Origin of the sequence: Psychrobacter sp. JCM 18900 (assembly GCF_904846625.1) — a bacterium.
Taxonomy (GTDB): domain Bacteria; phylum Pseudomonadota; class Gammaproteobacteria; order Pseudomonadales; family Moraxellaceae; genus Psychrobacter.
The window spans coordinates 24,223-48,494 of the sequence record NZ_CAJHBL010000002.1 but is presented as its reverse complement, the minus strand read 5'-3'; the positions used below and the strand labels follow the sequence as shown (position 1 = coordinate 48,494).

At 41.7% G+C, this 24,272-nt stretch carries 24 protein-coding genes and 1 pseudogene; 8 read left to right on the top strand and 17 right to left on the bottom strand.

All coding sequences use genetic code 11. The annotated features are described in order from the left end of the window. Nucleotides 1-4: 4 nt before the first annotated feature. A complete protein-coding gene (locus JMX96_RS03140) occupies nt 5-2,197 on the bottom strand; it encodes a heavy metal translocating P-type ATPase (RefSeq protein ID WP_201567296.1) in 2,193 nt (730 codons plus the stop codon). A gap of 166 nt (nt 2,198-2,363) precedes the next feature. On the opposite strand from JMX96_RS03140, the gene cadR reads away from it, so the two are divergent. Beyond that, the gene (cadR, locus tag JMX96_RS03135; protein ID WP_201567294.1) at nt 2,364-2,795 is read left to right on the top strand and encodes a Cd(II)/Pb(II)-responsive transcriptional regulator; all 432 of its coding nucleotides are present in this window, start codon (nt 2,364-2,366) and stop codon (nt 2,793-2,795) included. Between the two features lie 124 nt (nt 2,796-2,919). On the opposite strand, the gene JMX96_RS03130 is transcribed toward cadR, so the two are convergent. Beyond that, a complete protein-coding gene (locus tag JMX96_RS03130) occupies nt 2,920-3,723 on the bottom strand; it encodes a PaaX family transcriptional regulator (protein ID WP_227676886.1) in 804 nt (267 codons plus the stop codon). A gap of 107 nt (nt 3,724-3,830) precedes the next feature. On the opposite strand from JMX96_RS03130, the gene JMX96_RS03125 reads away from it, so the two are divergent. Beyond that, on the top strand, nt 3,831-5,489 hold the full coding sequence (locus tag JMX96_RS03125) for an isovaleryl-CoA dehydrogenase (protein ID WP_201567292.1): 1,659 nt from the start codon (nt 3,831-3,833) through the stop codon (nt 5,487-5,489). Between the two features lie 159 nt (nt 5,490-5,648). Here JMX96_RS03125 and map read toward each other — a convergent pair whose 3' ends face one another. The 5 genes from map to JMX96_RS03100 all read right to left on the bottom strand — a co-directional run bounded on the left by map (nt 5,649) and on the right by JMX96_RS03100 (nt 10,462). Beyond that, a complete protein-coding gene (map, locus tag JMX96_RS03120) occupies nt 5,649-6,422 on the bottom strand; it encodes a type I methionyl aminopeptidase (RefSeq protein ID WP_201567290.1) in 774 nt (257 codons plus the stop codon). Next, nucleotides 6,415-6,621 carry a ParD-like family protein gene (locus tag JMX96_RS03115; protein ID WP_191113989.1) on the bottom strand — a complete coding sequence of 69 codons (207 nt, stop codon included), beginning with the start codon at nt 6,619-6,621 and terminating at the stop codon, nt 6,415-6,417. Before JMX96_RS03115 ends, map begins: the two co-directional genes overlap by 8 nt. A gap of 199 nt (nt 6,622-6,820) precedes the next feature. Next, nucleotides 6,821-8,224: a YjiH family protein gene (locus JMX96_RS03110; protein WP_201567288.1), complete on the bottom strand. Its 1,404-nt coding sequence runs from the start codon at nt 8,222-8,224 to the stop codon at nt 6,821-6,823. A 96-nt stretch (nt 8,225-8,320) separates the two neighbouring features. Next, entirely contained in the window at nt 8,321-9,337 is a 1,017-nt protein-coding gene (locus JMX96_RS03105) for an arginase (RefSeq protein WP_227676884.1), read from the bottom strand. A gap of 30 nt (nt 9,338-9,367) precedes the next feature. Next, a complete protein-coding gene (locus JMX96_RS03100) occupies nt 9,368-10,462 on the bottom strand; it encodes an ornithine cyclodeaminase (protein WP_201567287.1) in 1,095 nt (364 codons plus the stop codon). Between the two features lie 168 nt (nt 10,463-10,630). Here JMX96_RS03100 and JMX96_RS03095 point away from each other — a divergent pair, with 168 nt between their 5' ends. The 4 genes from JMX96_RS03095 (at nt 10,631) to JMX96_RS03080 (ending at nt 12,716) form a co-directional block, all read left to right on the top strand. Further along, the gene (locus tag JMX96_RS03095; RefSeq protein ID WP_201567286.1) at nt 10,631-11,062 is read left to right on the top strand and encodes an Lrp/AsnC family transcriptional regulator; all 432 of its coding nucleotides are present in this window, start codon (nt 10,631-10,633) and stop codon (nt 11,060-11,062) included. A gap of 301 nt (nt 11,063-11,363) precedes the next feature. Further along, the gene (locus tag JMX96_RS03090; RefSeq protein ID WP_201567285.1) at nt 11,364-11,759 is read left to right on the top strand and encodes an outer membrane protein assembly factor BamE; all 396 of its coding nucleotides are present in this window, start codon (nt 11,364-11,366) and stop codon (nt 11,757-11,759) included. Between the two features lie 10 nt (nt 11,760-11,769). Next, on the top strand, nt 11,770-12,300 hold the full coding sequence (locus JMX96_RS03085; RefSeq protein WP_201567284.1) for a hypothetical protein: 531 nt from the start codon (nt 11,770-11,772) through the stop codon (nt 12,298-12,300). Further along, nucleotides 12,297-12,716, top strand: a complete 420-nt coding sequence (locus tag JMX96_RS03080) for a hypothetical protein (RefSeq protein ID WP_201567283.1) — start codon at nt 12,297-12,299, stop codon at nt 12,714-12,716. The genes JMX96_RS03085 and JMX96_RS03080 overlap by 4 nt, the downstream gene beginning before the upstream one ends. A 428-nt stretch (nt 12,717-13,144) precedes the next feature. On the opposite strand, the gene JMX96_RS03075 is transcribed toward JMX96_RS03080, so the two are convergent. From JMX96_RS03075 to rutA, 9 genes and pseudogenes are all read right to left on the bottom strand, one after another. Next, entirely contained in the window at nt 13,145-13,741 is a 597-nt protein-coding gene (locus JMX96_RS03075; protein ID WP_201567282.1) for a malonic semialdehyde reductase, read from the bottom strand. Between the two features lie 18 nt (nt 13,742-13,759). After that, nucleotides 13,760-14,536 (bottom strand): pyrimidine utilization protein D, encoded by a 777-nt coding sequence (gene rutD / locus JMX96_RS03070; RefSeq protein ID WP_201567281.1) that lies wholly within the window; start codon nt 14,534-14,536, stop codon nt 13,760-13,762. Between the two features lie 147 nt (nt 14,537-14,683). Continuing rightward, a pseudogene (gene ribB, locus JMX96_RS03065) lies at nt 14,684-15,331 on the bottom strand (3,4-dihydroxy-2-butanone-4-phosphate synthase); the annotation flags it as partial. A gap of 108 nt (nt 15,332-15,439) precedes the next feature. Continuing rightward, entirely contained in the window at nt 15,440-16,939 is a 1,500-nt protein-coding gene (locus JMX96_RS03060) for a CoA-acylating methylmalonate-semialdehyde dehydrogenase (protein WP_201567277.1), read from the bottom strand. A 40-nt stretch (nt 16,940-16,979) separates the two neighbouring features. Beyond that, the gene (locus JMX96_RS03055; protein WP_201567275.1) at nt 16,980-18,338 is read right to left on the bottom strand and encodes a solute carrier family 23 protein; all 1,359 of its coding nucleotides are present in this window, start codon (nt 18,336-18,338) and stop codon (nt 16,980-16,982) included. 33 nt (nt 18,339-18,371) lie between these two features. After that, complete coding sequence (rutF, locus tag JMX96_RS03050; protein WP_191114002.1) at nt 18,372-18,953, bottom strand: NADH-dependent FMN reductase RutF; 582 nt, start codon at nt 18,951-18,953, stop codon at nt 18,372-18,374. A gap of 132 nt (nt 18,954-19,085) precedes the next feature. Continuing rightward, nucleotides 19,086-19,469: a pyrimidine utilization protein C gene (gene rutC / locus JMX96_RS03045; protein WP_057761062.1), complete on the bottom strand. Its 384-nt coding sequence runs from the start codon at nt 19,467-19,469 to the stop codon at nt 19,086-19,088. A 75-nt stretch (nt 19,470-19,544) separates the two neighbouring features. Then, nucleotides 19,545-20,264 (bottom strand): pyrimidine utilization protein B, encoded by a 720-nt coding sequence (gene rutB / locus JMX96_RS03040; RefSeq protein WP_201567273.1) that lies wholly within the window; start codon nt 20,262-20,264, stop codon nt 19,545-19,547. A gap of 14 nt (nt 20,265-20,278) precedes the next feature. Continuing rightward, on the bottom strand, nt 20,279-21,382 hold the full coding sequence (gene rutA, locus JMX96_RS03035) for a pyrimidine utilization protein A (RefSeq protein ID WP_201567271.1): 1,104 nt from the start codon (nt 21,380-21,382) through the stop codon (nt 20,279-20,281). Between the two features lie 486 nt (nt 21,383-21,868). Here rutA and JMX96_RS03030 point away from each other — a divergent pair, with 486 nt between their 5' ends. Both JMX96_RS03030 and JMX96_RS03025 read left to right on the top strand, forming a co-directional pair. After that, nucleotides 21,869-22,504 (top strand): TetR family transcriptional regulator C-terminal domain-containing protein, encoded by a 636-nt coding sequence (locus tag JMX96_RS03030; protein ID WP_227676882.1) that lies wholly within the window; start codon nt 21,869-21,871, stop codon nt 22,502-22,504. A 272-nt stretch (nt 22,505-22,776) separates the two neighbouring features. Continuing rightward, on the top strand, nt 22,777-23,055 hold the full coding sequence (locus JMX96_RS03025) for a peptidylprolyl isomerase (protein WP_102078430.1): 279 nt from the start codon (nt 22,777-22,779) through the stop codon (nt 23,053-23,055). Nucleotides 23,056-23,283: 228 nt separating this feature from the next. On the opposite strand, the gene JMX96_RS03020 is transcribed toward JMX96_RS03025, so the two are convergent. Further along, nucleotides 23,284-24,222 carry a pirin family protein gene (locus tag JMX96_RS03020; RefSeq protein WP_201567267.1) on the bottom strand — a complete coding sequence of 313 codons (939 nt, stop codon included), beginning with the start codon at nt 24,220-24,222 and terminating at the stop codon, nt 23,284-23,286. Between the last annotated feature and the right edge of the window lie 50 nt (nt 24,223-24,272).

Sequence of the window (24,272 nt, the reverse complement as noted above, 5' to 3'; positions counted from 1 at the left end):
ATACTTACTTTGCTTTGGACAAAGTTGTTAGTGGTTGAGCTCCTTTGAACCTTAGCAAGCGTAAAGCATTGAGAGTCACTAGTACCGTTGCACCAGTGTCCGCTATCACAGCAATCCATAGCCCAGTAATACCCAGTACAGTAGTGATTAGAAACACGGCCTTTAGTCCTAGAGCAAAAATTACATTTTGATGTATGTTGGCCATGGTTGCACGCGATAAGGCAATGAGATGAGCAACGTCTGTAACACGACTTTTTAATAACGCGATATCGGCTGTCTCGATGGCGACATCCGTACCGCCACCCATAGCAATACCTACGTCTGCTGTTGCTAATGCTGGCGCATCGTTAATACCATCACCAATCATCGCTATCTTGCTATTATCCTTCATCTCATTGAGCAAACGTAGCTTATCTTCGGGCAATAGCTCAGCTTGCCATTCTATATTTAAGTGACTAGCAAGTGCCTGAGCGGTCAGACGGTTGTCACCTGTAAGCATCACAGAGCGCACACCCATCGCTTTGAGCTGTGCCACTCCTGCCTGAGCATCCTCTCGCAATTCGTCTCGTAGCGCAACCAACCCAAGCACTTCGCAGCTCTGCTCATCGAACAGAACGGAGACCGTCTTGCCTTCCTTTTGCAATACTTCAATGTCTGCCTGTTGGTCAATTGACAGCAAGCTTTTCTCAGTTGCATAGACTGGTGATCCAATGGCTAAAGGGCGCCCGGCTACCGTTGCATGTACTGCTTTCCCCGCAGTAGCATAGGCATTTGAAGTTATCGGTATAGAGATATTAGCGGCTTTGGTATGATCAATAATCGCTTTTGCCAGTGGATGACTAGAAGCAGACTCAACACTGGCAAACAGCGCTAGTATCTCATTCTGACCTTCAGGCCCTATATGCTCTTGTACTGATTGCTTCTGTGTAAAGGCGATCACATCGGTTACCTGTGGCTTACCTTCAGTTAATGTACCCGTCTTATCAAAAGCCACGACATTCACGCGACCAATGGTTTCTAAAGCGCTGCCCCCTTTGATAAGTAAACCGCGGCGTGTACCGACAGCCAATCCTGATGCAATGGCAGCCGGAGTAGATAGTACAAGCGCGCAAGGACAGGCGATTAGCAATAGTGCAAAACCACGATATAACCAAGTCGACCATTCACCTCCCATCGTTAGCGGCGGAACAATAATAACCAGTGCAGCGATAGCCATCACCGCTGGGGTGTAATAACGACTAAATTTTTCAATGAAACGAGCCGTAGGGGCTTTAGAGGTTTGCGCTTGCTCTACCAAATTGATAATGCGTGCAATAGTGTTGTCAGCAGCTGTCTTTTGTACACGGATTTGCAGCGCCCCATCCATATTGATTGATCCTGCAAATACTGCATCGCCCATGTCTTTAGCAACGGGTATGGATTCGCCAGTGACAGGTGAGTCATCAAGACTAGAGCTACCTTGAACAATGACACCATCAGCAGATACTTTATCGCCAGGACGTACCAATACCAGATCATCGATCTGCAACGAAGCTGCAAGAACGTCACGCTGTCCGCCTTGTGCATCAAGCAAAATCGCATTCTTTGGCACCAATGATGCCAATGCCCTGATACCAGCACGGGCACGATCTGCTGCCACACCTTCTAACAATTCACCGACAGAGAACAAAAAGACAACCGCCGCCGCCTCTTCAGCCTCACCAATGACAAGCGCACCAATTGCCGCGATAGACATCAGCATTTCAATTGAAAACGGGGTGCCTGTCATTGCCAAGGTCATAGATTTTCGAGTGAAGGGGAAAACACCCACAATGACAGCAATAGCAAATGCCCACATGCCATAATCAGGAAAAACTAGTGCCAACGCGTAGGCGACACTCATCAAGATACCGAGACTAACGACTTGCTTACCTTTTCTAGTTTGCCACCAATACTGTTGCTGCGTCTTCAATTGATTATCACTAATGCTGTCTGCTGCGTTTGCTTGATCAGTAGTGGCAGATATGCCAAAACCCAGACGCTTGATGGTCTTTTCAATATCGCTGCACTGAGTATCTGAATTAGGGGCAAGCGATAGCTCTAACTTTTCAGTCGCAAAATTAAGCTGTATGTCAGAGACGCCAGGCATACGTGCTAATGCAGTTTCGATTTTTCTGACGCAACTGGCACAGTCCATACCTTCAATACGATATTGCATAATAAACTGCCTCATTATAAGAATTCATTTGATAACGCTATTGTGAACCCTCTAGTGGCTTCAGGGTCAAGGCCATTTATATGCAATTGTATAAACTTGATTTCCTTAGGGTTAAACCTTATAGTTACTTTAATGATTTCAGTTTTGAAATGACTTTGAGATAACCATGCTAATAAAAATTGGAGAGCTCGCTAAGCGTACAGGCGCTACAGTAGAAACCATTCGCTATTATGAAAAAGAAAAGCTATTACCAGAGCCTGCGCGTAGTGAAGGGAATTATCGCTTATATCGCGAAAGTCATATCGAGCGTCTACAGTTCGTTCTGCACTGTCGTACACTAGATATGACGTTGGATGAAGTACGGACTTTACTTAAGTACTGGGCAGAACCTAGCAGAGATTGCGCTGATGTCGATACCTTGTTGGATGAACATATCCGCGCTGTGGAAACACGTATAGAAGAGCTAAAACAGTTAAAAAAACACTTAAGTGTTTTGCGGCAGAAATGTGTCAGTAGCGCACCAGCGAAGTCATGTGGCATATTGAATGCACTTGCTGATCATTCTTGTCATGAAAATTCGCCATATGGCTCACATTAAATACTATCTGAATAGGTGCAAATAACTAATGCTTATTCATCGCTATATATAACGCCTCTGCTGCTTGTTAATTACTGTGCCACCATTTCACTTTATTCTGTTTAAGCGCATTCTAATGACTTGGTTAAACGGATTCTAACGATTTAGCCTCTTCAAAAAAGGCAAACCATAAGCGCCTACCCTCCTCATTAATACGTCGCACCGTCTCAAAATACTTTTGCCGTGCGTCCTCATCTACTAGGGGAGCAGGAAGCAGAGGGTCAAAAACAACACTACGAATACCTGCATCTCCAAGGACGAATATTTCTCGCAGCGCCACATGGGACGGTAAGTCGTCCAAACCACTTAACCAGTCGGTGAGCTGCTGCGACTTCTCGTTATAATGATTTTCAAGATGCATGTCTGACCAAAGTGCTCGTGCTTTTTTCTGCCTAACCTCATCAAAGTCATTGGCTTTAAAAACTGCAGCTTCCTCTTCTAAGCCCAAGTCCAATAGACGCTTGCGGACGACATCAATACCGCCTAATAAATTATTGGGACGCAGATAAAGCCCCTTATCAAGTTCACGAAACCCCAATAATGACAAAGCGCGAGCACGGGCACGCAGCGCTTTACGATCACTGCGGGGTAGTCCACCTGTAGCTACCGCTATCCATGAGCCATCGGATTTTATCGTTCTTTTATCCGCTGTCTGCCATAAGGCCACATCAGCGCCCAACTTTTGAGCTTTTGGTCCAAGTTTGTAGGTGGCAGGACCAATCGACTCAGCAAGATCCACTTGGATCAAACGAGCCAACGTCACACGTATACTGTTTTCTGTCATACCAAAGATAGAGCCTGCCAGCACCGCTTCGGAGGCACTAAGTGTGTTTGCTTCTGCCACCATAAGTAAGCGTAAAAGCAATAAACGAGGCGTTGGTTTGTTCATATTACACCTATTGACGGAATTATTTTTTATATGTAATACTGATCATGTAAGTTGCTGAACTACTGAAACTTAGGGAATGACATTCAAAATCAGGGAAGACAATTATCATGTCAATTGTAAATCAATTTAAGACCCATGAGGTGCAGAATCAACCTTTTACCTTAGCCAATTATAATGCATGGGAAACAGATACGGCGCTCAAAGAAGCTGTCGCACGAGAGGGTGCTGCTTGGGCAGAAAGTCACTTGAAAGAGTTTGGCGCACTGACTGGTGGAGAGCTGATCAGCAGCGGATTCTTAGCCAATGAAAACAAGCCTAAATTACGCAACTTTGATAGCTATGGTCGGCGTATAAATGAAGTAGAGTTTCATCCGGCTTACCATGACCTGATGCGAGCAGGAATGAAATACGGCATGAGCAATTTTGCTTGGCGCAACGAAGAGCGTGATAGTGCTCACGTGGCTCGGGCGGCAGTCATGTATCTCGGCTCACAGCCTGAGGCTGGGTTTGGTTGTCCCATGTCTATGAGCTATGCCGCTATCCCTGCCCTACGTCATTCGCCAGCACTGGCTGAAAAATGGCTGCCCAAGCTATCATCTGAACACTATGATCCGCGCAGCTTGCCCATGGAAGAAAAGCTAGGCTGTACGATGGGCATGGGCATGACAGAAAAACAAGGTGGATCAGACTTACGTCGCAATACGACTCGAGCCACACGACAAGAAGATGGCTCGTATGAAATCGTTGGGCATAAATGGTTTTTCTCAGCGCCAATGTGTGATGCTCATCTCGTCTTGGCCCAATCTGACAGTGGTCCTAGTTGCTTTTTAGTACCACGCTTTCGGCCTGATGGGACACGCAATGCCGTACAAGTTCAACGCTTAAAAGATAAATTAGGAGATTGGGCAAACGCTTCCTCCGAGGTAGAGTTTCAAGGTGCATTCGGTGAGCTAGTGGGCATTGAAGGTCGCGGTATTCCTACCATTATCGAGATGGTCGCGCTAACCCGACTTGATTGTATGATTGGCTCCTCAGCTCAAATGCGCCAAGCGATCGTTCAAGCGATTCATCACACCAGCCAGCGCGAAGCCTTTGGTAAATTATTAGTCAACCAACCTATTATGCGTAATGTGCTGGCAGACTTAGCCTTAGAGTCAGAAGCGGCTTTGGCCCTAACAATGCGTATTGCACGCGCTGTTGATAGGATAGAAACAGACCCTCATGAAGCCGCGCTCGCTCGTATCGCGACAGCAATTGGAAAGTATTGGATATGCAAACGCGCCCCCATTTTTATCAATGAGGCACAAGAATGTTTGGGCGGTAATGGCTATGTCGAAGAGACTATTATGCCGCGTTTGTACAGGCAAGCGCCGCTAAACTCAATCTGGGAAGGCAGCGGCAATGTGCAGTGTCTAGATGTGCTACGTGCCTTAAAAAAGGAGCCAGAAACTCAGCGAGCTTTATTTAAGGAACTGCAGCAGGCAGCAGGAAAAAGTGCTGATTATGATGCAGAATTACACCTGCTGATAGAGCGATTTGAGGACACTCAAACCTTGGAGTTCCGTAGTCGCTATGTGATTGAGCGCCTAGCATTGATGCTACAGGCTTCGATATTACTACAGACTGAACATACGGAGATCGCTCAGGCATTCTGTCGTTCTAGGATTGGGAATGAGCATGGGCTAGCCTTTGGTACATTAAGTCCTGATGCTCCTGTAGATTTATTGATCGAACGGGCAGCTGGCGCGACCAAAGCAGTTCTCTAGCTAGGTATATTTATATGTATCAAATAGTCTTCTACTCTTGATGTCAGTCACTTTCTTCTCAGCCATAACTGGCTAAATAACGGTCACAGGAAGCTCTAAAAAAGGCGCTTCTGAATTACAGAAACGCCTTACCGAATCGTCGTTCGAATATTAAATCGCTTAAATAAGCTCATCGTTACGCAGAGTGAGAACCTCATAGCCGTCAGAAGTAACCGCAATCGTATGCTCCCACTGAGCAGATAGCTTTTTATCATTGGTGATTACAGTCCAGCCATCTCTTTTGACTTTAACTTTGGCTTTACCTTGATTGACCATCGGTTCAATGGTAAATGTCATACCTTCTTGTAGGACTAGACCTTTTCCTTGATATCCGTAATGCAAAACTTGCGGTCCCTCATGCATCTCGCGTCCAATACCATGACCGCAATATTCTCGCACTACTGAATAGCCCTGCTGCTCAGCGTAACTTTGGATGGCATGACCAACATCACCTAGCGTTGCTCCAGGTTTCACCACTCGTATTCCTCCCCACATGGCTTCATAGGTCTGATCAACCAAGCGTTTTGCAAGTGGTGCCACCTCACCTATCAAATACATTTTGCTAGAATCAGCGATAAAACCCCCTTGTTCTAGGGTAATATCTACATTCACAATATCACCTGATTTGAGTATTTGCTGCTCTGAAGGAATGCCATGACAGACCACGTTATTCACTGAGGTATTCAATGCATATTGGTAACCATACTGACCTTTACTGGCTGGACGTGCACCTAACTGATTGACGATATAGTGCTCAGCAAGGTTATTGATGTCCATCGTAGAAGTACCAACTGTAATTTTCTCATCTAGATAATCAAAGACAGAGGCTAGAAGTCGGCCAGACTCGCGCATGATTTCCAATTCTGCTGCATTTTTAAGTATGACCTTATCCATCTATAAGGTTCCTTATATTGACATCAGCCTGTCTCATTTGCTCATTGATAATCTGGTTGTAAGACATATTCGGGTTGGCTTCAGCGAGCATGCCTATCTTCATCCAATATTCAGCTTGTGCGTTGATGGAGCGCACCATGACTGCACTTGCTTTACGAATATCTTCATGCAGTTCATCATCAATTTTCACAATACCCATAAAAATACCTTGATATACGAAACGTATATGAATCGTATATCTATTTTTGTATGGTTGCAAGAAATAACGTATCGCTCAACCTCGATTTCCTTGTATTGAAATCATGTGAATTCAACTATAGCTTGAGACTGATAGCAAAAAACCACCTATTAAGGTGGTTTTTTTAGACGTGGTGCAGCTAGCTTTTAGAAAGCTCTATTTAAAAAATCATGTGAGCACATACCGCAATGATTGGTAACGAGATGATTGTTCTTAGTAGAAAGATTATCAATAATTGAAAAAAGCTTACTGGGATTTTTGTCCCTAAAATCAATCCGCCGACTTCTGACATATAGATCAATTGAGACACTGACAAGCAAGCGATAACAAATCGAGTTAGTTCTGACTCTATTGAAGAACCGATAATAGCCGGCAAGAACATATCTGCGAAACCTACCATGATCGTTTTTGACATTTCTGCGGCAAACGGTATATTCAATAACTCTAAGAATGGAATAAACGGCATACCTAGATAATCAAATACAGGTGTTTCTTCTGCAACGATTAGACCCATCGTGCCGATTGCCATAACGACAGGCAATATCCCAATCCACATATCCAAAATATTTTTTAGACCATCTCTTAAAAAAGTAAGAAAGCTTGGACTCTTATCTGCTTTTTGGACAGCTTTATGCAAACTGTGGGTGAATAACGTTTTTCCTTCGGGAATGGTTTCATGATCTCTATCACTGTTTTCGATAGTATAAGTATCTTCAATTCTAGATAAAGGCAATAACCTTGGAACTATTAGCGCACAAACAATTCCGCATAAAGCAACGACGCCAATCATATTGATAAAGTAGCTTTCGAGCTTAACCTGAGAAATGACAACCAAACAGAATGTAATCGACACTGCTGAAAAACTTGTAGCAATAATTGCCGCTTCTTTTTTGGTATAGAACCCACCTTCCAATTGTTTATCGGTTAATAACACACCGATAGTGCCATCGCCCAACCATGACGTTAAACAATCTACAGATGACCTACCTGGTAAACCAAATAAAGGTCTCATTACTTTGCTTAGTAGAACCCCAAAGAATTCTAATAAGCCAAAATCAAGCAATAACGGTAGCAGCAATCCAGCCAAGAAAAATACGATAAAAAGTATAGGCATTAACTCATATAATATTAAGCCGCCAATATTGTCTGAATATATTGACTCAAACCCAAATTTAAAATAGGTCACGACAACAAAGAACGCACCAAGCATCCTAATAACAAGCCAAGGCGTTGTAACGTTTAATAAATTATTTAGAAACGCATTCTTCAGAATAAATGCAGGTTTCATGATTTTAGTATATAAGGTGCAACACAAGGTAATCATGATTGAGGTGACAACCAATAACGGTAAAAGGTCACCGATATAACCCTGTATATAATCCTTCAATACAGATATAGGAATGGTAAATCCTTCTGCATAGGTGACAAACTTACCGTCAACATAAGGAATTGGAAATACGAAAAGCATCAAACCTATGATAGATGGGATAAAGAACTTTAAAAATTGTCTGATATTGATACCGCTAACATCTCGACTTGCAGCGCTGGCTTTAATAATGTCCATATTATTTTTACTCGCAGTCCCTTTTTAACCAACCTAAAGAAGGTTTTAACAAACCCCTTTAGGCTAGATTCTTTTACTCATTTTAAATATTCAGTACTAGTAATTGCTCAAAAGTGTGTGGGTCACTTTCTCCAAAATTTTAAATATTCTGGTCGAGTCATCTTTTGAGTTGTTATACAAAGGATTTATTTCTGCCATCTCCCAGCAGCATACTTTCTTATTCTTAATTAACTCTATGTTAAGTTGCATCGCTTGTTCGTATGATAGGCCATTCATTGCAGGCGTACCGGTTCCTGGCACATATAAAGGATCGACACTATCAACATCAAACGACACATAAATATGGTCGCAATATTCTAGTTTTTTGAAGATTTCCTCTACGGTAGAACTGATACCTTTTTGGGTTATCTCAGCCACACTATATAAAGGGATTTTATGTCTTCTAATTAAATCCATTTCTTCTTCTTGATAATCTCTAACCGCACAAAAAACCACGTTTTCTGGCTTAATTGATGGCTCGTTCGATGCCATAAACTTCAACTTTTCCCAATACTCTTTTTCTTTTTCAGAAAGCTCGTTACGCTGACATTCCAAATTATCAATGGCACAAGCCATCGCCAAAGGCATGCCATGCATATTTCCTGACCCACTGGTATATGGTGAATGAAAATCAGCGTGAGCATCTATATAAACCACGCCGATTTCAGCATCAGGATGTGCCATTTTTAGGCCATGCATGGTGCCTGCGCAGCTAGAATGATCACCTGCGATAACAATCGGAAATTGATTCTCATTTCTTATATCTTTGATTTTATGCGCCAATTTAGAAATAACAGGTTCAATTACATCAGCGTATTTTGCATGCTTAAATGGCGACTCTTCTTCATGTATATATTCATTTTTTATACTATCAAGTTGCAATTTTTCATAATAGTCTGCGTTCATTTCTTTTGATGATGCGCGCAATGCATCGATTCCTAATGACGCGCCTTTTTTATGCCCTGCGACGTCTGAATAAACTTCTACTATTCGCACGTTTTTCATTAAATCATTCATTATTTTGTCTCTATTAAATAAAACAATTTTTTCATCATTTGAGTCCAAAACTGGCATTGAACTCCTATTTTTCTATATTCAAACTACTTATGATGCGGCCATCGCTTCATCCGTCTCTAGGCTACGATCTTTGCTATGAGCTTTGACTACCGAATAGAGGTTTTTAGGGTCTTGTTGCTGAGGAATCAAGTCAAGCAGCTCATATGCATCCTGCTTTTTGATCAAATCACGCAAAAATACCAAAGCCGTAAAGTCTTCTGAGGCAAAACCAACACCATCAAATACAACCAAGTTATCTTCATTGGTGCGTACTGCTTTTTCACCATTTACGATGCGGTGAAACTCTGTCACAGGGAAATCTTGAGAGAGCTGTTGAATGTCGCCTTCAATACGGGTTTGCGGTTCAAATTCCACAATCACATGATCGGCTCTTAACAAGATGTTGGCATCCAGCTCCGTTTTTCCAGGACAGTCACCACCGATGGCATTGATGTAGACACCTTTTTTGACCATATCATCACGAAGAATCGTGGCATTTTTCTTATCTGCGGTACAGGTAGTGATGATATCTGCACCTTCAACTGCTTCTTCTACCGTTTTGCAGATAGTAATCTCTAGGCCTGAATCGGCAAGGTTATGCGCTACTTTTTCAGACGCGGCTGAATCGACATCATATAAACGCACTTTTGAGATACCCACGACTGCTTTCATACCCATTGCTTGGAACTCACCCTGAGCACCATTACCGATAAGCGCTAAAGTCTGGGCGTTTTTGGGCGCACAATGTTTGGCAACCAATGCAGAAGTCGCCGCAGTACGTAAGGCGGTTAAAATACACATTTCTGTCAGCAGAATGGGATAGCCTGTATCGACATCAGACAATAAGCCAAAAGCGGCTACCGTCTGCAAATCACGCTTGGTGTTGATCGGATGACCATTGACATATTTGCACGCAAACATTTCACCATCGCTGACAGGCATCAACTCTATGACACCGTCTTTGGAATGAGAAGCAAAACGACTGGATTTTTCAAAACTATCCCAACGAGAAAAATCTTGTTCTAAAGCATCTACCAATTCTTTTATGGTCTGTTCTATACCATAATTACTAATAATTTCAGCCATCGCCTGTACGCTAACAAATGGCACACCCTGCTTCTGTGATACGATAAATTTAGACATTAATTTTGCTCCCTTCCATGAATATTATTTATTTAACCGACAATTAATATGCTACCAATTATAATTGTCAGTTAAAATGTCAATAATTTACCAAATATGGACGTTTTTTTGACACATTGTTAGGTGCTACTTAGCATAATGTCAAAATCTAGTGAAGGAAGCATTTTTATGGCGTATTACATTTATGATTCTTTAGATAGCGAACTGATATCTGAACTTCGACAAGATGGTCGAGCAACCATCTCAAACCTTGCTAAAAAACTCAAAGTCTCTCGTGCCACTATCCAAAACAGATTGGATAGACTGATTCACAACGGTGCTATTTTAGGATTTACGATTCGAGTGCATGAGGCACTAGATAAAGAAACGGTCAAAGCGATGATGATGATTGAAGTAACAGGAAAGTCTACTTCACAAGTGATTAGGAAACTGCGGGGTATTCCGCAATTGATTAAGCTGCATACGACCAACGGGGCCTGGGATTTGGTAGGAGAGATACACACGACAAGCTTGAGAGAATTTGATGAAGTGCTGCGTCAAGTCAGAGAAATTGATGGCATTTTGAATAGCGAAACAAGCGTTCTGCTTTCGAGTTTGTAATATAGCGACACTTGTATCACCAATAATATTGAATACTTAGTTGGCACTCCCTTTGCCATTATAGGTAAGTCTACTATTCACGTGAATATCAAAATAAATAAAAGATTTCTTTAAGTTTATTTTCTTAAATCATATAAAAGTATGAATGTAAATAAAGAACAAAAGCCTTGTATTTTATAGTTTTTTATTTACATTTGTTAACTAAACCGTTACATTGTGTCTATCTAAGTTAGGTGTGAAAATATAATGTTTTCACACCTAACTTATACTGTGCATATCACTCTATTAAAAAGGAAATAAGATGAAAGCTATATTTATTTTAATAGCCGCTTTATCACTTGGTGGCTGTGTTTCAGCAGCACATCATGCTGAACAAGTTCAAAGCAACTCAAATATATCTGTGGGCGTTGTTCAAAAACAAATCAAAGTAGGCATGAGTGGTGCAGATGTATTACAAGCACTTGGATCACCGAATATGGTCTCTACAGATGATCAAAGAAGAGAGGTCTGGGTTTACGATAAAGTAGCTACAGATAGAGTTCAGTCATCAAGTACAGGTTGGGTATTTGCTGTTCTAGCTGGTGGTCAATCTAGTTCAGGTGCGTCATCTACCTCACAGAGAACACTTACTATAATAATAAAATTTGATGAACAAAACTTGGTAAGAGACTTTGCCTATCATTCATCAAAGTTCTAGGGTCAAACTAATGAAAAAAATGAAATATATCTTTGTCGCTTGTACTTTAGCAATGACTGGTTGCGCGACAACTGCACCAGAAAACTTATTTCAAGCTTCTGAGACCTCTCTACAAGAACGACAAATGCAGTCTAGATTCTTTGAAACAAAAGATGAGATCTCACTTCTTTCAGCTGGAGTCGCTGTATTACAAGATATGGGATATTCGATAGACGAAACCGAAACAAAATCAGGTGTTATTACAGCGTCTAAGACTGTAAGTGCCACTAATAACGCGCAGATAGCAGGCGCGGTACTATTAGCCGTCCTTGGTGGTGGCAATATGTCAGTTGATAGCGAGCAGCAAATTAAAGTTAGTTTCGTCACACTACCTTCTAAGCTCAACAATGAAGGTTATTTAGCTAGAGCTACTTTTCAGCGCATTGTGACAAATACTCAAGGACAAGTAACCAAAGCCGAAACCATGAAGACAGAAGAGCTATATGTTGAATTCTTCAGTAAATTATCTAAATCAGTATTTTTAGAGGCTCAAGAAATATGAAATCATTAAAAATAACTTTTTTCGCTGCCTTCCTCGCTATTACAGGTTGTGCAACACATGATGCTAGAATTTTGGGCGCTGACAATCAAGTAGAGCTACGCAGTATGCAAACGCGAGCTTTTGATACTAGTGATAAAACTATAGTAGTTAGAAATGTAATATCAACCTTACAAGATTTGAGTTTTGTCATTGATAAAGCTGATACAGATCTTGGTACAGTTTCAGCTACCAGACTAGTCAGCGGTAATAAAGTTAGAATGACTGTTACTGCAAGACCTTCTAGTTCTGGAAAATCTGTAATTGTTAGAGCAAACGCGCAATACAACTTGAAACCAATTGAAAATCCCAAAATATATCAAGATTTTTTCTCGGCTTTATCAAAATCTCTTTTCTTATCAGCTAACGCTGTAGAGTAAGAAATATAAAAACCTTGAATCTCGGAAGTTTGTTTATATTTTAATATAACCAGTCCTCTATAACTTGGATACATGTCAGTTTCGCTTAGCCTACTATATAGTCATATATAGAGAAATATATGTAGCATAGCTCAGATAGCCATAGGCTGATACAAGAAATATCTATAAGAGAGTGTAATAATACGTTGCTTGGTCAACCTACTCAAACATGATAGAGATCGTTGGTTCGAGTCATATTATGTTTGCCAAATTTAAACAGCCCCAATCTCAAGATTGGGGCTTTCTTAGTGCCTATAGTATAAAGGCTGTAGCGGAAAACCTTTATTTTTAGAGATCTTTAACCAAAAATGGTTATTAAACGTCATTATGGTTCACTTAATAACCCAGTCGAAAGCAGCTACCCTTTCACATAGATGAATCGCTTGTTTTTATAAGAGCTGACAAGCCTCATCAAAGTCCAATCTTGGGAGGCGGCTGTACAATTGATCCTCTTGGCCATACCCTATATTAATGAGTAGATTTGAGGTCCATTTGCTATCTTTAAGAAAGGTGTCGTCCACTAATTCATTATTAAATCCAGACATAGGGCCCGTGTCTAAACCCAATGCTCTACAAGCCAAGATTAGATAAGCGGCTTGCATAGAGCTGTTTCTAAACGCCGTCTCTTTTATGAGCTCAGGGCTAGAGTTAAACCATGATCTGGCATCCGTATGTGGGAATAATTTGGGAAGTTGCTCATAAAACTCATTGTCATAAGCGACAATCACTGTGATAGGTGCTGTCATTGTTTTTTCGATATTACCTGTTGACAGTGCTGGCTCTAATTTCGCTTTAGCGTCATCAGATTTGAGAAATACAAACCGTGCCGGTGAACAGTTGGCCGAGGTAGGTGCCATTTTAACTAAATGATAGATCTCTTCAAGTAGTGCATCTGGCACGTCTTTTTTTTGCCAAGCATTAAAGGATCTGGCCTTACCAAACAGTTGGTCAAGACCTTCTGAGGTTAACGATAGGGAATCAGTCATAGTACGTCCTAATTGATATTAATTTTTGGATAAGAATTGAAGGATTTTGCTATTGGTTGAGCAGGTTTCTGTGATTGTACTGGCATGGCCACCTGTTACCATCAACTCAAATTGAGCATTTTGTATATTATCGGCTAAAGCCAGACCGCGTTGCCATGGCACCAAAACATCATCAAGATTGCTTAAAACTAGTGTTTTGTTTTTGATATGCTTGGCATTTATCAGGGGTTGATAAGCCTGCAAGGCTTTTAGTCTCGTTGAGACGTTCTCGACTGGCGCAAAGTGAGCGATGGCTTTATTTTCTTTTTGCGTGAGTGTATCTATGTTGTCTGAGATCCAGATCGGTGGGTATAAAAATATCGCTTGGGCACGTACAAATGCCTCTACCCCTGTGTCTTGTAGCAAACTGGTTCGCATGCTAAAACATTTAATAGTGTGAGGATCTAGGCTTTCCCATCCATTTAAGATGACCAGTTTATCTAACAATTCTGGCGCTTTATAAGCGACTTCCATACCGATAAATCCGCCAAGTGCGTGACCGACGAAATGACAGTTAGACAGCTCTTCTTGTTTTAAAATTTCGATTAATTGTTCTGCTAAATCTTGCATAGAATAGTTATCAGGTAAGAGAGCACTATCAGGCGACACCCCTTCTTGTTCATAGCAAATCACATTGTAATGCTCGGTAAAACTCTCAATTTGAGGTAACCAAAAATCAGCATGCCCGCCTAAACCTGAACTAAATACGACCGTTTCTGACGTGTCGTTCTTACAAGGATATTTTTTAACTAACATAGGGTTTCATCCAATTTCAGCAAAATTCAAATTGCGGTAAAAGTATCTAATAGCTTATAAAATCAAGTTAAATTAAATTTATTAAATCAATTCAACGGTACGCTCATCGCTTTCATCATATTCATACGCTACGGTTTCTTCTAAATTTTCGACTTCGCTTTCATTTTTACTTTTATTTTCAACAGCCTCTTGAGACTTGATATATTTGATTAATGCATCTATGGTGCCAACCTTTAGATTATGAGTATCGGCGAATTTCATCAGATCATTTCTGCGAGCCATTTCACCATCTTGGTTGATAATCTCTACAATAACCGCAGCAGGTTCTAAACCAGCCAGTCTCGTTAGGTCACAACCTGCCTCAGTATGCCCAGCGCGTTCTAAGACACCGCCTTCTTTAGCCACTAATGGAAAAATATGACCTGGGGTTACGACGTCATCAAAGGTAACGTCTTGAGACACGGCAGTTCTAATGGTATGAGCTCTGTCTGCCGTTGATATTCCGGTACTTACCCCTTCCGCTGCATCAATGGAAACGGTGAAATTTGTACTATAAGGTGCTTGGTTGTCTTTGCACATGAGAGGTAGTTTTAATTTTTTGCAACGCTCGGAGGTCAAGGTCAAACAAACCAAACCTCTGGCATGGGTAATCATAAAATTGATATCATCAGGCTTGGCTAAAGTGGCTGCCATGATCAGGTCACCTTCATTTTCCCGATCTTCATCATCCATGATTATGACCATCTTGCCTGCTTTAATATCTTCAATGATTTCTGGTATTGTATTGATATTCATAAAATCCACCATTTGCATTTATATTTGCTTTTGTATGTTGTTATGTAGAGCCTATCGTCAATTAATCACACGCTCTACATAACGTCCTACGTTTGCTAGGCCGTATAGCTACTTCATAGAAATAGTAGTATTTACGCCTTCACTAGCATCTTCATCAAACCAACGTGATATCACGGTTTTCGTCTGTGTATAAAACTGCACCGCTTGCTTACCATAAGGACCTAAATCACCGAGCTTACTGGCTCTAGATCCTGTAAACGAAAACATCGGTAGCGGTACTGGAATTGGTAAATTAATACCAACTTGTCCAACATCGATATCTTGTTGGAACTTGTGTGCATGGGCGCCAGACTGGGTAAAAATAGCAGTGCCATTACCATTTGGATTGGTATTGATAATCTCAATGGCTTCCTCAAGCGTGTCGGCATACATAATGCATAGGACAGGACCAAAGATCTCTTCGGTATAACAGCTCATATCAGCTGTTACATTGTCTAAGATGGTCGGACCAACAAAGTTACCATCTTCATAACCTGCTACCTGACAACCACGGCCATCGAGTCTTAGATGCGCCCCTTCATCAATTCCCGCTTGGATTAAGCGCTCGACACGGGCTTTGGCTTGCTTAGATATTAGCGGACCTAAATCTTTATCATCCTTGCCAGCAGACACTACTAGCTGTGCTGATTTTTCTACAATCTCATCAACCCACTGTTTAGACTCTCCAACCAATACCACAACAGACAGTGCCATGCATCGCTGACCTGCTGCACCAAATGCTGCACCTGCTAGCTGATTCAGACTTTGTTCTTTATTGGCATCAGGCATGATAACGGCATGGTTCTTCGCACCCATCATACATTGCACACGTTTGCCAGCCTGACCGGCTCGATCATAGACATGCTTGCCCACTGCTGTTGAACCAACGAAAGATATCGCTTTTATATCAGGGTGATCGCACAGCGCATCCACTGTGTCTTTACCACCATGAACCACATTTAATACCCCTTTTGGTATACCTGCCTCAAGCGCCAACTCGACCAATCTCATGGTAACGATTGGATTTTGTTCAGAGGGTTTTAAGATGAACGTGTTGCCTGTGGCGATGGCCATTGGAAACATCCATAGCGGTATCATGGCAGGGAAATTAAAGGGGGTAATACCTGCACAGACACCTATTGGTTGCTGCACGGTATACATATCGACACTACTGGCGACGTTTTCGATGTAGCCACCTTGTTGCAAGTTACCGATACCGGATGCGTGTTCTACGACCTCAAGACCTCTAAATACATCGCCTCTCGCATCTGCCAGCGTTTTGCCTTGTTCTTCAGTCAGTAGCGCTGCCAGCTCATCCATATTTTCACGTATCAGTTGTTGATACTTTAAGAAAACACGGGCTCGTTTGCTAATGGGTGTGACACGCCAACTCTGAAAGGCCTCAGATGCTGTTTTGATAGCTTGCTCGATTTCCTCAGGTGTTGACTGTGGTACCTTGGCGATAACTTCTTGAGTGGCTGGATTGGTGATATCAATCCATTCTGTGGTAGTTGATTCGGTAAACTCGCCATTGATCAATTGTTGTACGCTGCGTGGTTCTGTATTCATGACACGATTCCTTAAGGTAATATCAAGTAGTGATTTAAATTTATGGATTGAGTTTTAAGAGCGGCTCTGATGTAGCGATTTCTCTCTCAGTGGTCACGCTCACCTCTTTTTGTTTGTTTTTAAAATTGAAAACGAGGTTCATAAGAATGGCTAAAAAAGTAGCGGTACCGATACCACCTAAATCAAATCCTGCAATGTTTAGTGAATAGTTGCCAGTGCCTAGGATTACTGGGACGGCGGCTACCAACATATTGCCATTCTTACTAAAATCAATTTTTGCATTCATCCAAATGCGCGCACCAGCGATCGTGATTAAACCAAAGACAACGATTGAGGCACCAGTCAAAATAGGTACAGGAATAGTACTGACCAAGGTGCCAAATTTAGGAGATAAGCCCAATAAGATTGCAAAGACACCTGCTATGACAAAGACAACTGTAGAGTAGATTTTGGTCGCGGCCATCACGCCGATGTTTTCTGCATAAGTCGTCATACCAGTGCCGCCTACCGAGGCTGAAAGCGTGGTACAAAGGCCATCAGCGAAGAACGCTCTACCCATATAAGGTGAGATACTTTTGCCAGTCATAGCTTCTACTGCTTTGAAATGTCCAAGGTTCTCAGCGATCAAGATGATAAAGACAGGTGCAATGACTAATATGGCACTGGTCTCAAAGACAGGAGAATAAAGGGTTGGAATACCGAACCAAGCGGCATTTGCAATTGGACTAAAATCAATAGGCGTGCCCATGCCCAAGACGTTCGTTAATAGGAAATAAATAAAATATGCAGCTACCAGTCCTATTAACAGTAATAGACGTCTGACCATACCTCTGGTAAATACGGCGACTGAACAAATACATAATACGGTGACCAACGCCATCCAAGAATCAAAGCTACTGCCGATGACGCTTTGTATGGTGACAGGCGCTAAGTTCAACCCAATAATCATGACGATGGACCCAGTGACCACAGGTGGCATCAAGTTCTCAATCCACTCTGTCCCTGTTTTCATCACCAGCAGACCCATCAGTGCATATAAAACTCCGCAAACAACGGTACCTCCTAGGGCAATACCAATATTTGGGTTTATACCAGTGCCGCTATACCCTGTTACTGCTGCGACCGCTCCGATAAATGCAAAACTAGAACCCAAATAACTTGGTACGTGACCACCAGTAATCAGAAAGAAAAGTATCGTACCTATGCCAGTAATCAGCATGGTCAAGCTAGGATCAAAGCCCATCAGTAAGGGAGCTAAGATTGTCGCACCGAACATTGCGAATGAGTGCTGTGCGCCTAACACCACACTTTTACCCATTGGTAAGTATTCATTGATACCTACCGGTGTCGTTTCTAGGTTCCCGGTGTAAGGACGCCATTTCACAAACCATTTATCCATTTTCAATATCCTTAAAAAGTAGAGGTGTGATACTTAGTTTTTGCACTTACTTAATTGATGGTAGTCTCGATTGAAATAGATGAGACTTTCACAATCAGGCTTGTGTTTGATATCCAATACTTCACAAATAAGAATATCGTGAGTTCCCACCGAGCTGATGAGTTTGATTTTGCAATCAAAAGAGATACTGGCATCCTCTAATACAGGCGATCCAGTTGACAGCGTGGACCAATTGCCTTGCTCAAATCTTTCTTCCAACGCCTTTTTTCCGCCAAACACACCGCTTAAGTCTTTATGTTCAAGACCAAGTGTGTTGACGCATAGCACCATATTTTCTTTAAAAAATTTGTATACAGAAGCGCTTCGGTTTAGACATACTAATAGGGTTGGCGGTTCGTCAGTGACACTGCATACCGCTGAGGCTGTAAATCCTGCCCGCCCTGCTGGACCTTCAGTGGTAATAATGTTCACGGCAGCAGCCAACTTGCTCATTGCATCTCTAAAAGACTGCTGCATGTCGGTTAAGTTTCCTGCCGTAGAGGTGAATGATTCTTTAGACTTATGTTTCATTAATGAGGATTGCGTTACTTGGCTTTCTTTAATTACTGTATTCATCTGTCATTTCCTTTTAAACAATATTCCGCCACATGTGTAGTCAACTAAAGCGCCCTACTACAGTCCAATGCTAAGGGGTTCAATGTCAGGTAACTTTAAATTCACTAACTGCAGTTATTTTTAAACAGGTCTTTATCCAATGTGCGCTATGGACGCGATTTCGACCAAAGCATCTGGTTTAACCAATCCACATTGGATACAAAATCTTGCTGGCTTTTCATTGGGAAAAAATTCTGCATAGACTTGATTGACCGCGTCATAATCTGCCCAATCTTTTACAAAGATCGAATTAAAGGTCACATCATCCATATCGCCACCAGCAGTTTGAATAACGTTTTGAATCGTTGTTAACACATGGCGAGTTTGAGCAGCGGCATCACCCACATGTACGACATCGTTGTTTTCATCAAAGGGCAAAGTGCCCGAGACATAGACGATGTTGTCGGCCTTAGTCGCTGGTACATAAGGGGCTAATGGTTTGCTGGTACCTTCAGGGATAATCACTTGTTTAGACATATCTACATTCCTATTACGGTTAGGTTAAGTATGAAAATCGTGGTTTAGGTTGCTAAAAACTGGCTAAGTAAAACGTTAACTATTCGAAAAACACTGCTGCATGCTGGCAACATCGGACACCCAACCAAAAAAGGTTTTTACGTTATATAGTGTGGCGTCATGAGCCTCTACTGGTCCTGCCTGATAACAAGCGTCATCTAATAACACCCCAAAATACTCAAGGAAAAATCCATCTCGAAGCGTGGATTCAACACAGACGTTGGTCGCGATACCTGTGAGCAATAGATTACGTATGCCACGTGACCGCAATACACTATCGAAATTGGTGTTCGCAAAGCCGCTATATCGAGGTTTATCTATAACGATGTCTTGAGGCGCAGGGATAAGCTCATCGACCAACTCATAATCCCAGCCCCCTTTTGCCAATAGCGTTCCCTCAATTTCAGGATTCTTACGCATGGTTTTTAAGGCGTTTGACTTGTGATAATTGGGCGATCCGCTACCACCCGCTTCCACATACTTGTTGTCCCAGCCATTTCTGAAATAGATGACTTGTATGCCAGCTTGATGCGCAATATCCACGGCTTGCTTTATCTTATCGATGACGGGTTTGGTCGCTGTGACATCAAACCCAGCCAAATCCAGATAACCACCTTGACTGGCATATGCATTTTGCATGTCCACGACGATCAGTGCCGTCTGTGTGGGATCTAACTTGATAGGTTCAGGCAACGACTCTAAAACAGGAGAGGATTCCTTGGTAAAGTCTGCACAAATTGTATTAACCGAATTCATATCTGCTCCTTTTATTAGGCTTCGCTGACAGCTTGACTGGCAACTGGGGTATCGACATTGATACGGCTCTTCATAAGGGGTTGAATTCTGCTACCAAAATCTTCAACACCTTGCACGAAATCATCAAAGGTCAGTAGAACGCCATCCGTACCTTGTACTTCAGCGACTTCGTCTAACATGCTGGCGACATTTTCAAAGGAGCCAACCAGCGTACCCATATTGATATTGACTGGTGAAACGCTTGATGCCATATGGCGAACGTTGGTATCTTTACCTGAAGTTTTGTCCTTACCACCTTGTGACTGCAGCCAATCAATGGCTTCAAAATCCGCGCCATCATTGTATGATTGCCACTTTACTTGGGCTTTTTCATCGGTCTCATCTGCAATAACCATAAAGAGGACATAAGTGGGAACATTGCGGCCCGTCTGATCCGTATGTACCTTTAAGCGGTCATTAATGCCGGCATAGGCAGTTGGCGTGTTTAAACCTTTACCAAAGACAAAGTTGTAATCAGCGTATTTCGCAGAGAATGCCAAGCCTGTATCTGATTGACCCGCACAGATAATCTTCATATCCGCTTGTGGAATAGGCTTCACTTGACAGTCATCCATTTGGAAGAACTCACCCTTCAAATCAGATTGGCCTGTTGCCCAAAGATCTCTTAGAATTTGTACATATTCAGATAGGTAGTCATAGCGCTTACCAAAATAATCATCGCCTGGCCACATGCCCATCTGTCCATATTCTGCTTCTTGCCAGCCAGTCACGACATTCAATCCAAAACGCCCGTTTGAGATGCTGTCAAGCGTTGATGCCATTCTCGCTACGATTGCCGGTGGCATGACCAACGTCGCCGATGTGGCATAGATTTTTATCTTAGACGTGACTGCCGCGAGTCCTGCCATCAAGGTAAAGCTCTCGAGGTTGTAATCCCAAAACTCAGTTTCCCCGCCAAAACCGCGCAGCTTGATCATCGATAGGGCAAAATCAAACCCATAGTGCTCAGCACGTTGCACAATCTGTTTATTTAGCTCAAATGTTGGCTTGTACTGCGGCGCGTTTTTTGAGATTAACCAGCCGTTGTTGCCAATCGGACAAAAAATACCTATTTCCATGATTTCACCTATACGTTTGAGGAAGAAAAGAGCGATAAAAGAAATAAAGATTATTTCATGTTTTTTATGTAGCATAATTTATGCCAAATAAATTAATTGTTATTTATCAATAACTTATATTTTTTTCATACAAAAATTATTAAACCATATGGTCTAAAAATATGCAGAGAAATAGTGCGGGCTGTTATAAATTGGTGCAAAGTGTTATAAAATAGTGCACAAATGTATAAATTATTTATAAGTACATTTTGATGATGGTTTGAATGAAGATAAGGTGGAATAAGCAGCAGAAAAGACTGGTCAACAACAGGTTGCTATAGTTAGTGAACCTGCAAACCGATATGGTATTGCTCGCTGTTGGAGTAGTTGGCATATCTGTTTTGATCAGCCAGTAGCATCTGCATTTGGTTACTTCTACCCTTTTTTAAATTGAATCAACTATCATTTAAAACTAGGTTTTTTGGCTTTACGATGAGGGAAAATATAGTGAAAGAATACGCACTAAAAGAAGAGACAGAGACGAGTGCAAAGATATTAAAAAAGAAAGAACATATCATCAATGCTGCATTGATCGTATTTTCCCAAGAGGGGTTAAATGGCGCGCGCATGGAGCAAATTGCCGAAGAAGCTGACATATCTAAATCGAATATATTTTATTACTTTCAAAGTAAAGAAGTTCTGTATGTTGCTGTTTTAGAAAAGGTGCTGAGTAAGTGGTTATCACCTTTGAGTGAGATTAACGTCAACCAAGATCCAAGGGTTGCCCTTAAGACCTATATTGAAGAAAAGTATAAAATCTCAAAAAAATCGCCTGCAGCATCGAGACTGTATGCGTTAGAGATTATACAAGGAGCACCTCATTTGATGGCTGTATTAAAAGGCCCTTTGAAATCTTTGGTTCGTGAAAAGGTGGCAGTGATTGATGGATGGATTGCAGACAACAAGATTAAGTCCGTGTCTGCCATCCATTTGATTTTCCATATTTGGGCAGTCACTCAGCACTATTCTGATTTTTCTACGCAAACTGAAGCGGTGTGTAATCATAGTTTGAGAAATAAGAAGTTCGCTAACGAGGCATTAAACACTAGTACTCAGCTTTTGGTAGATAGTTTGATTCCGTGATTTGATATGAGTAAAGTACAGATCCCCAATTCGAAAGCCCCAATCTAAAGATTGAGGCTTTTTTTATGTCCGTCATTTAAGGGCTGTAGTTTAAATAAAGACTATAGTTTAAATAAAAATTTACATGACTAAAACTTCTTATTTCCAACCCCTATAGTCACGATTGTATAAGGATGACTTGGGAGAACTCAGCACCTGCAAGTGAGGTTAGCAACCAAGGTAAGTAGTGATATAATGTCCTGATAATTGATATTTTATGAAAGGGTTACATTATGGCTCGTACCGCTAGCGCATTGCACATTTTAGTAAAACATAAAGAACAAGCTGAGGACATTATTGCCAAGCTTAAAAAAGGCGCTAAGTTTGATGTACTGGCCAAGCGATACTCAACCTGCCCATCAGGTAAAAAAGGTGGCAGCTTAGGTGAGTTTGGCAAAGGCGATATGGTAGGGCCATTCGATAAGGTTTGCTTTACCGGCGAACTATTTACCCCGCATTTAGTAAAGACCAAATTTGGCTGGCATGTCGTAAAAGTCCTTTATAGAACTTAAGCGTTGAAGCTTTGATTGTAAGCCAACTGAGCTATATCTCAAATATTGTCCTGATTCATATATGATTTAACATCGTGGTAATTATGTGTGAATCAAGATTTGATTTTCGGTCAGCTTACCCCTTCTAATCCTTACGTCAAACTACCCTTATTTTATTTAAGCAGTATTTTACTTAAGCAGTTTTCTACGAGTTAAGGTCAAATAGTGAGGGGGCGAGACAAACTGTAATCAGCCTTTAAAACCTTTCGGTAGTTCAGGTGCAGGCAAGCGCTTCATATCAGAGTCAACATTACCGAAACGCTCATGGCCATTATTCCAATCAACAATAGATTGTTCAATCTCAGCTTTGTTATCAGCAACGAAGTTCCACCACATTAGCACTCGGTTATTAAGCGGTTCGCCGCCGATAAACATGATACGTGTGCCCTTTTTGGCAACCAGCTTAATACTTTTGTTATTAGCGACATCGCTATCATGAAAACGGAATAACTGGTCTTGCTGACAAACCTTGCCTTCAGACTCTACCTCCCCTTCTGAAACCAAGATACCGTACTCAAAGCCTGGCTCTAAATTCAATTTCGCTTCGCCATCTTGCTTGAAGTACACATCTATACCAACCAATTTAGAATACTGAATGGTAGGCGCTTTAAATGTCTCACCTGATGTATTGGTATAACTGCCTGTCGTTAGTATCATCTCTACATTGCCCTCGCTCCATGTCGGTAGCTTAGGATAATGATGAAAACTGCGTTCGATTTTCTGATCGGTGGGAAGCGCAATCCATAGCTGCACCATACTGATACCACGTGCAGCATTTTCTGAACCGCCCATATCTGGAAAGACACTTTGTTCTGTATGACTGATGCCTTGGTGTAGGCCCGTACCTGCGGTCATGACATTAACTTGGTTTTTGGTAATAACCTGATGATTGCCCAAACTGTCTTTATGTAGCACCTCACCATTTAGCATCCAGCTGAAAGTCTGCAAGTTAGTATGCGGATGGCGACCCACTTGCATCCCTGCATCATCTTGACCAAAATCAGCAGGACCTGCATGATCTAAAAAGCACCACGCACCGATAGGTTTTTTGCCTTTGTTAGGTAGTAAACGTGCGATTGGAATACCGCCGACATTAGCCAGTTTTGGCTCAAACGTTTGAATACTCATGAATCTACTCCTTTCTTGATACTCTATATATTACAAAGAATGAGCGTAGA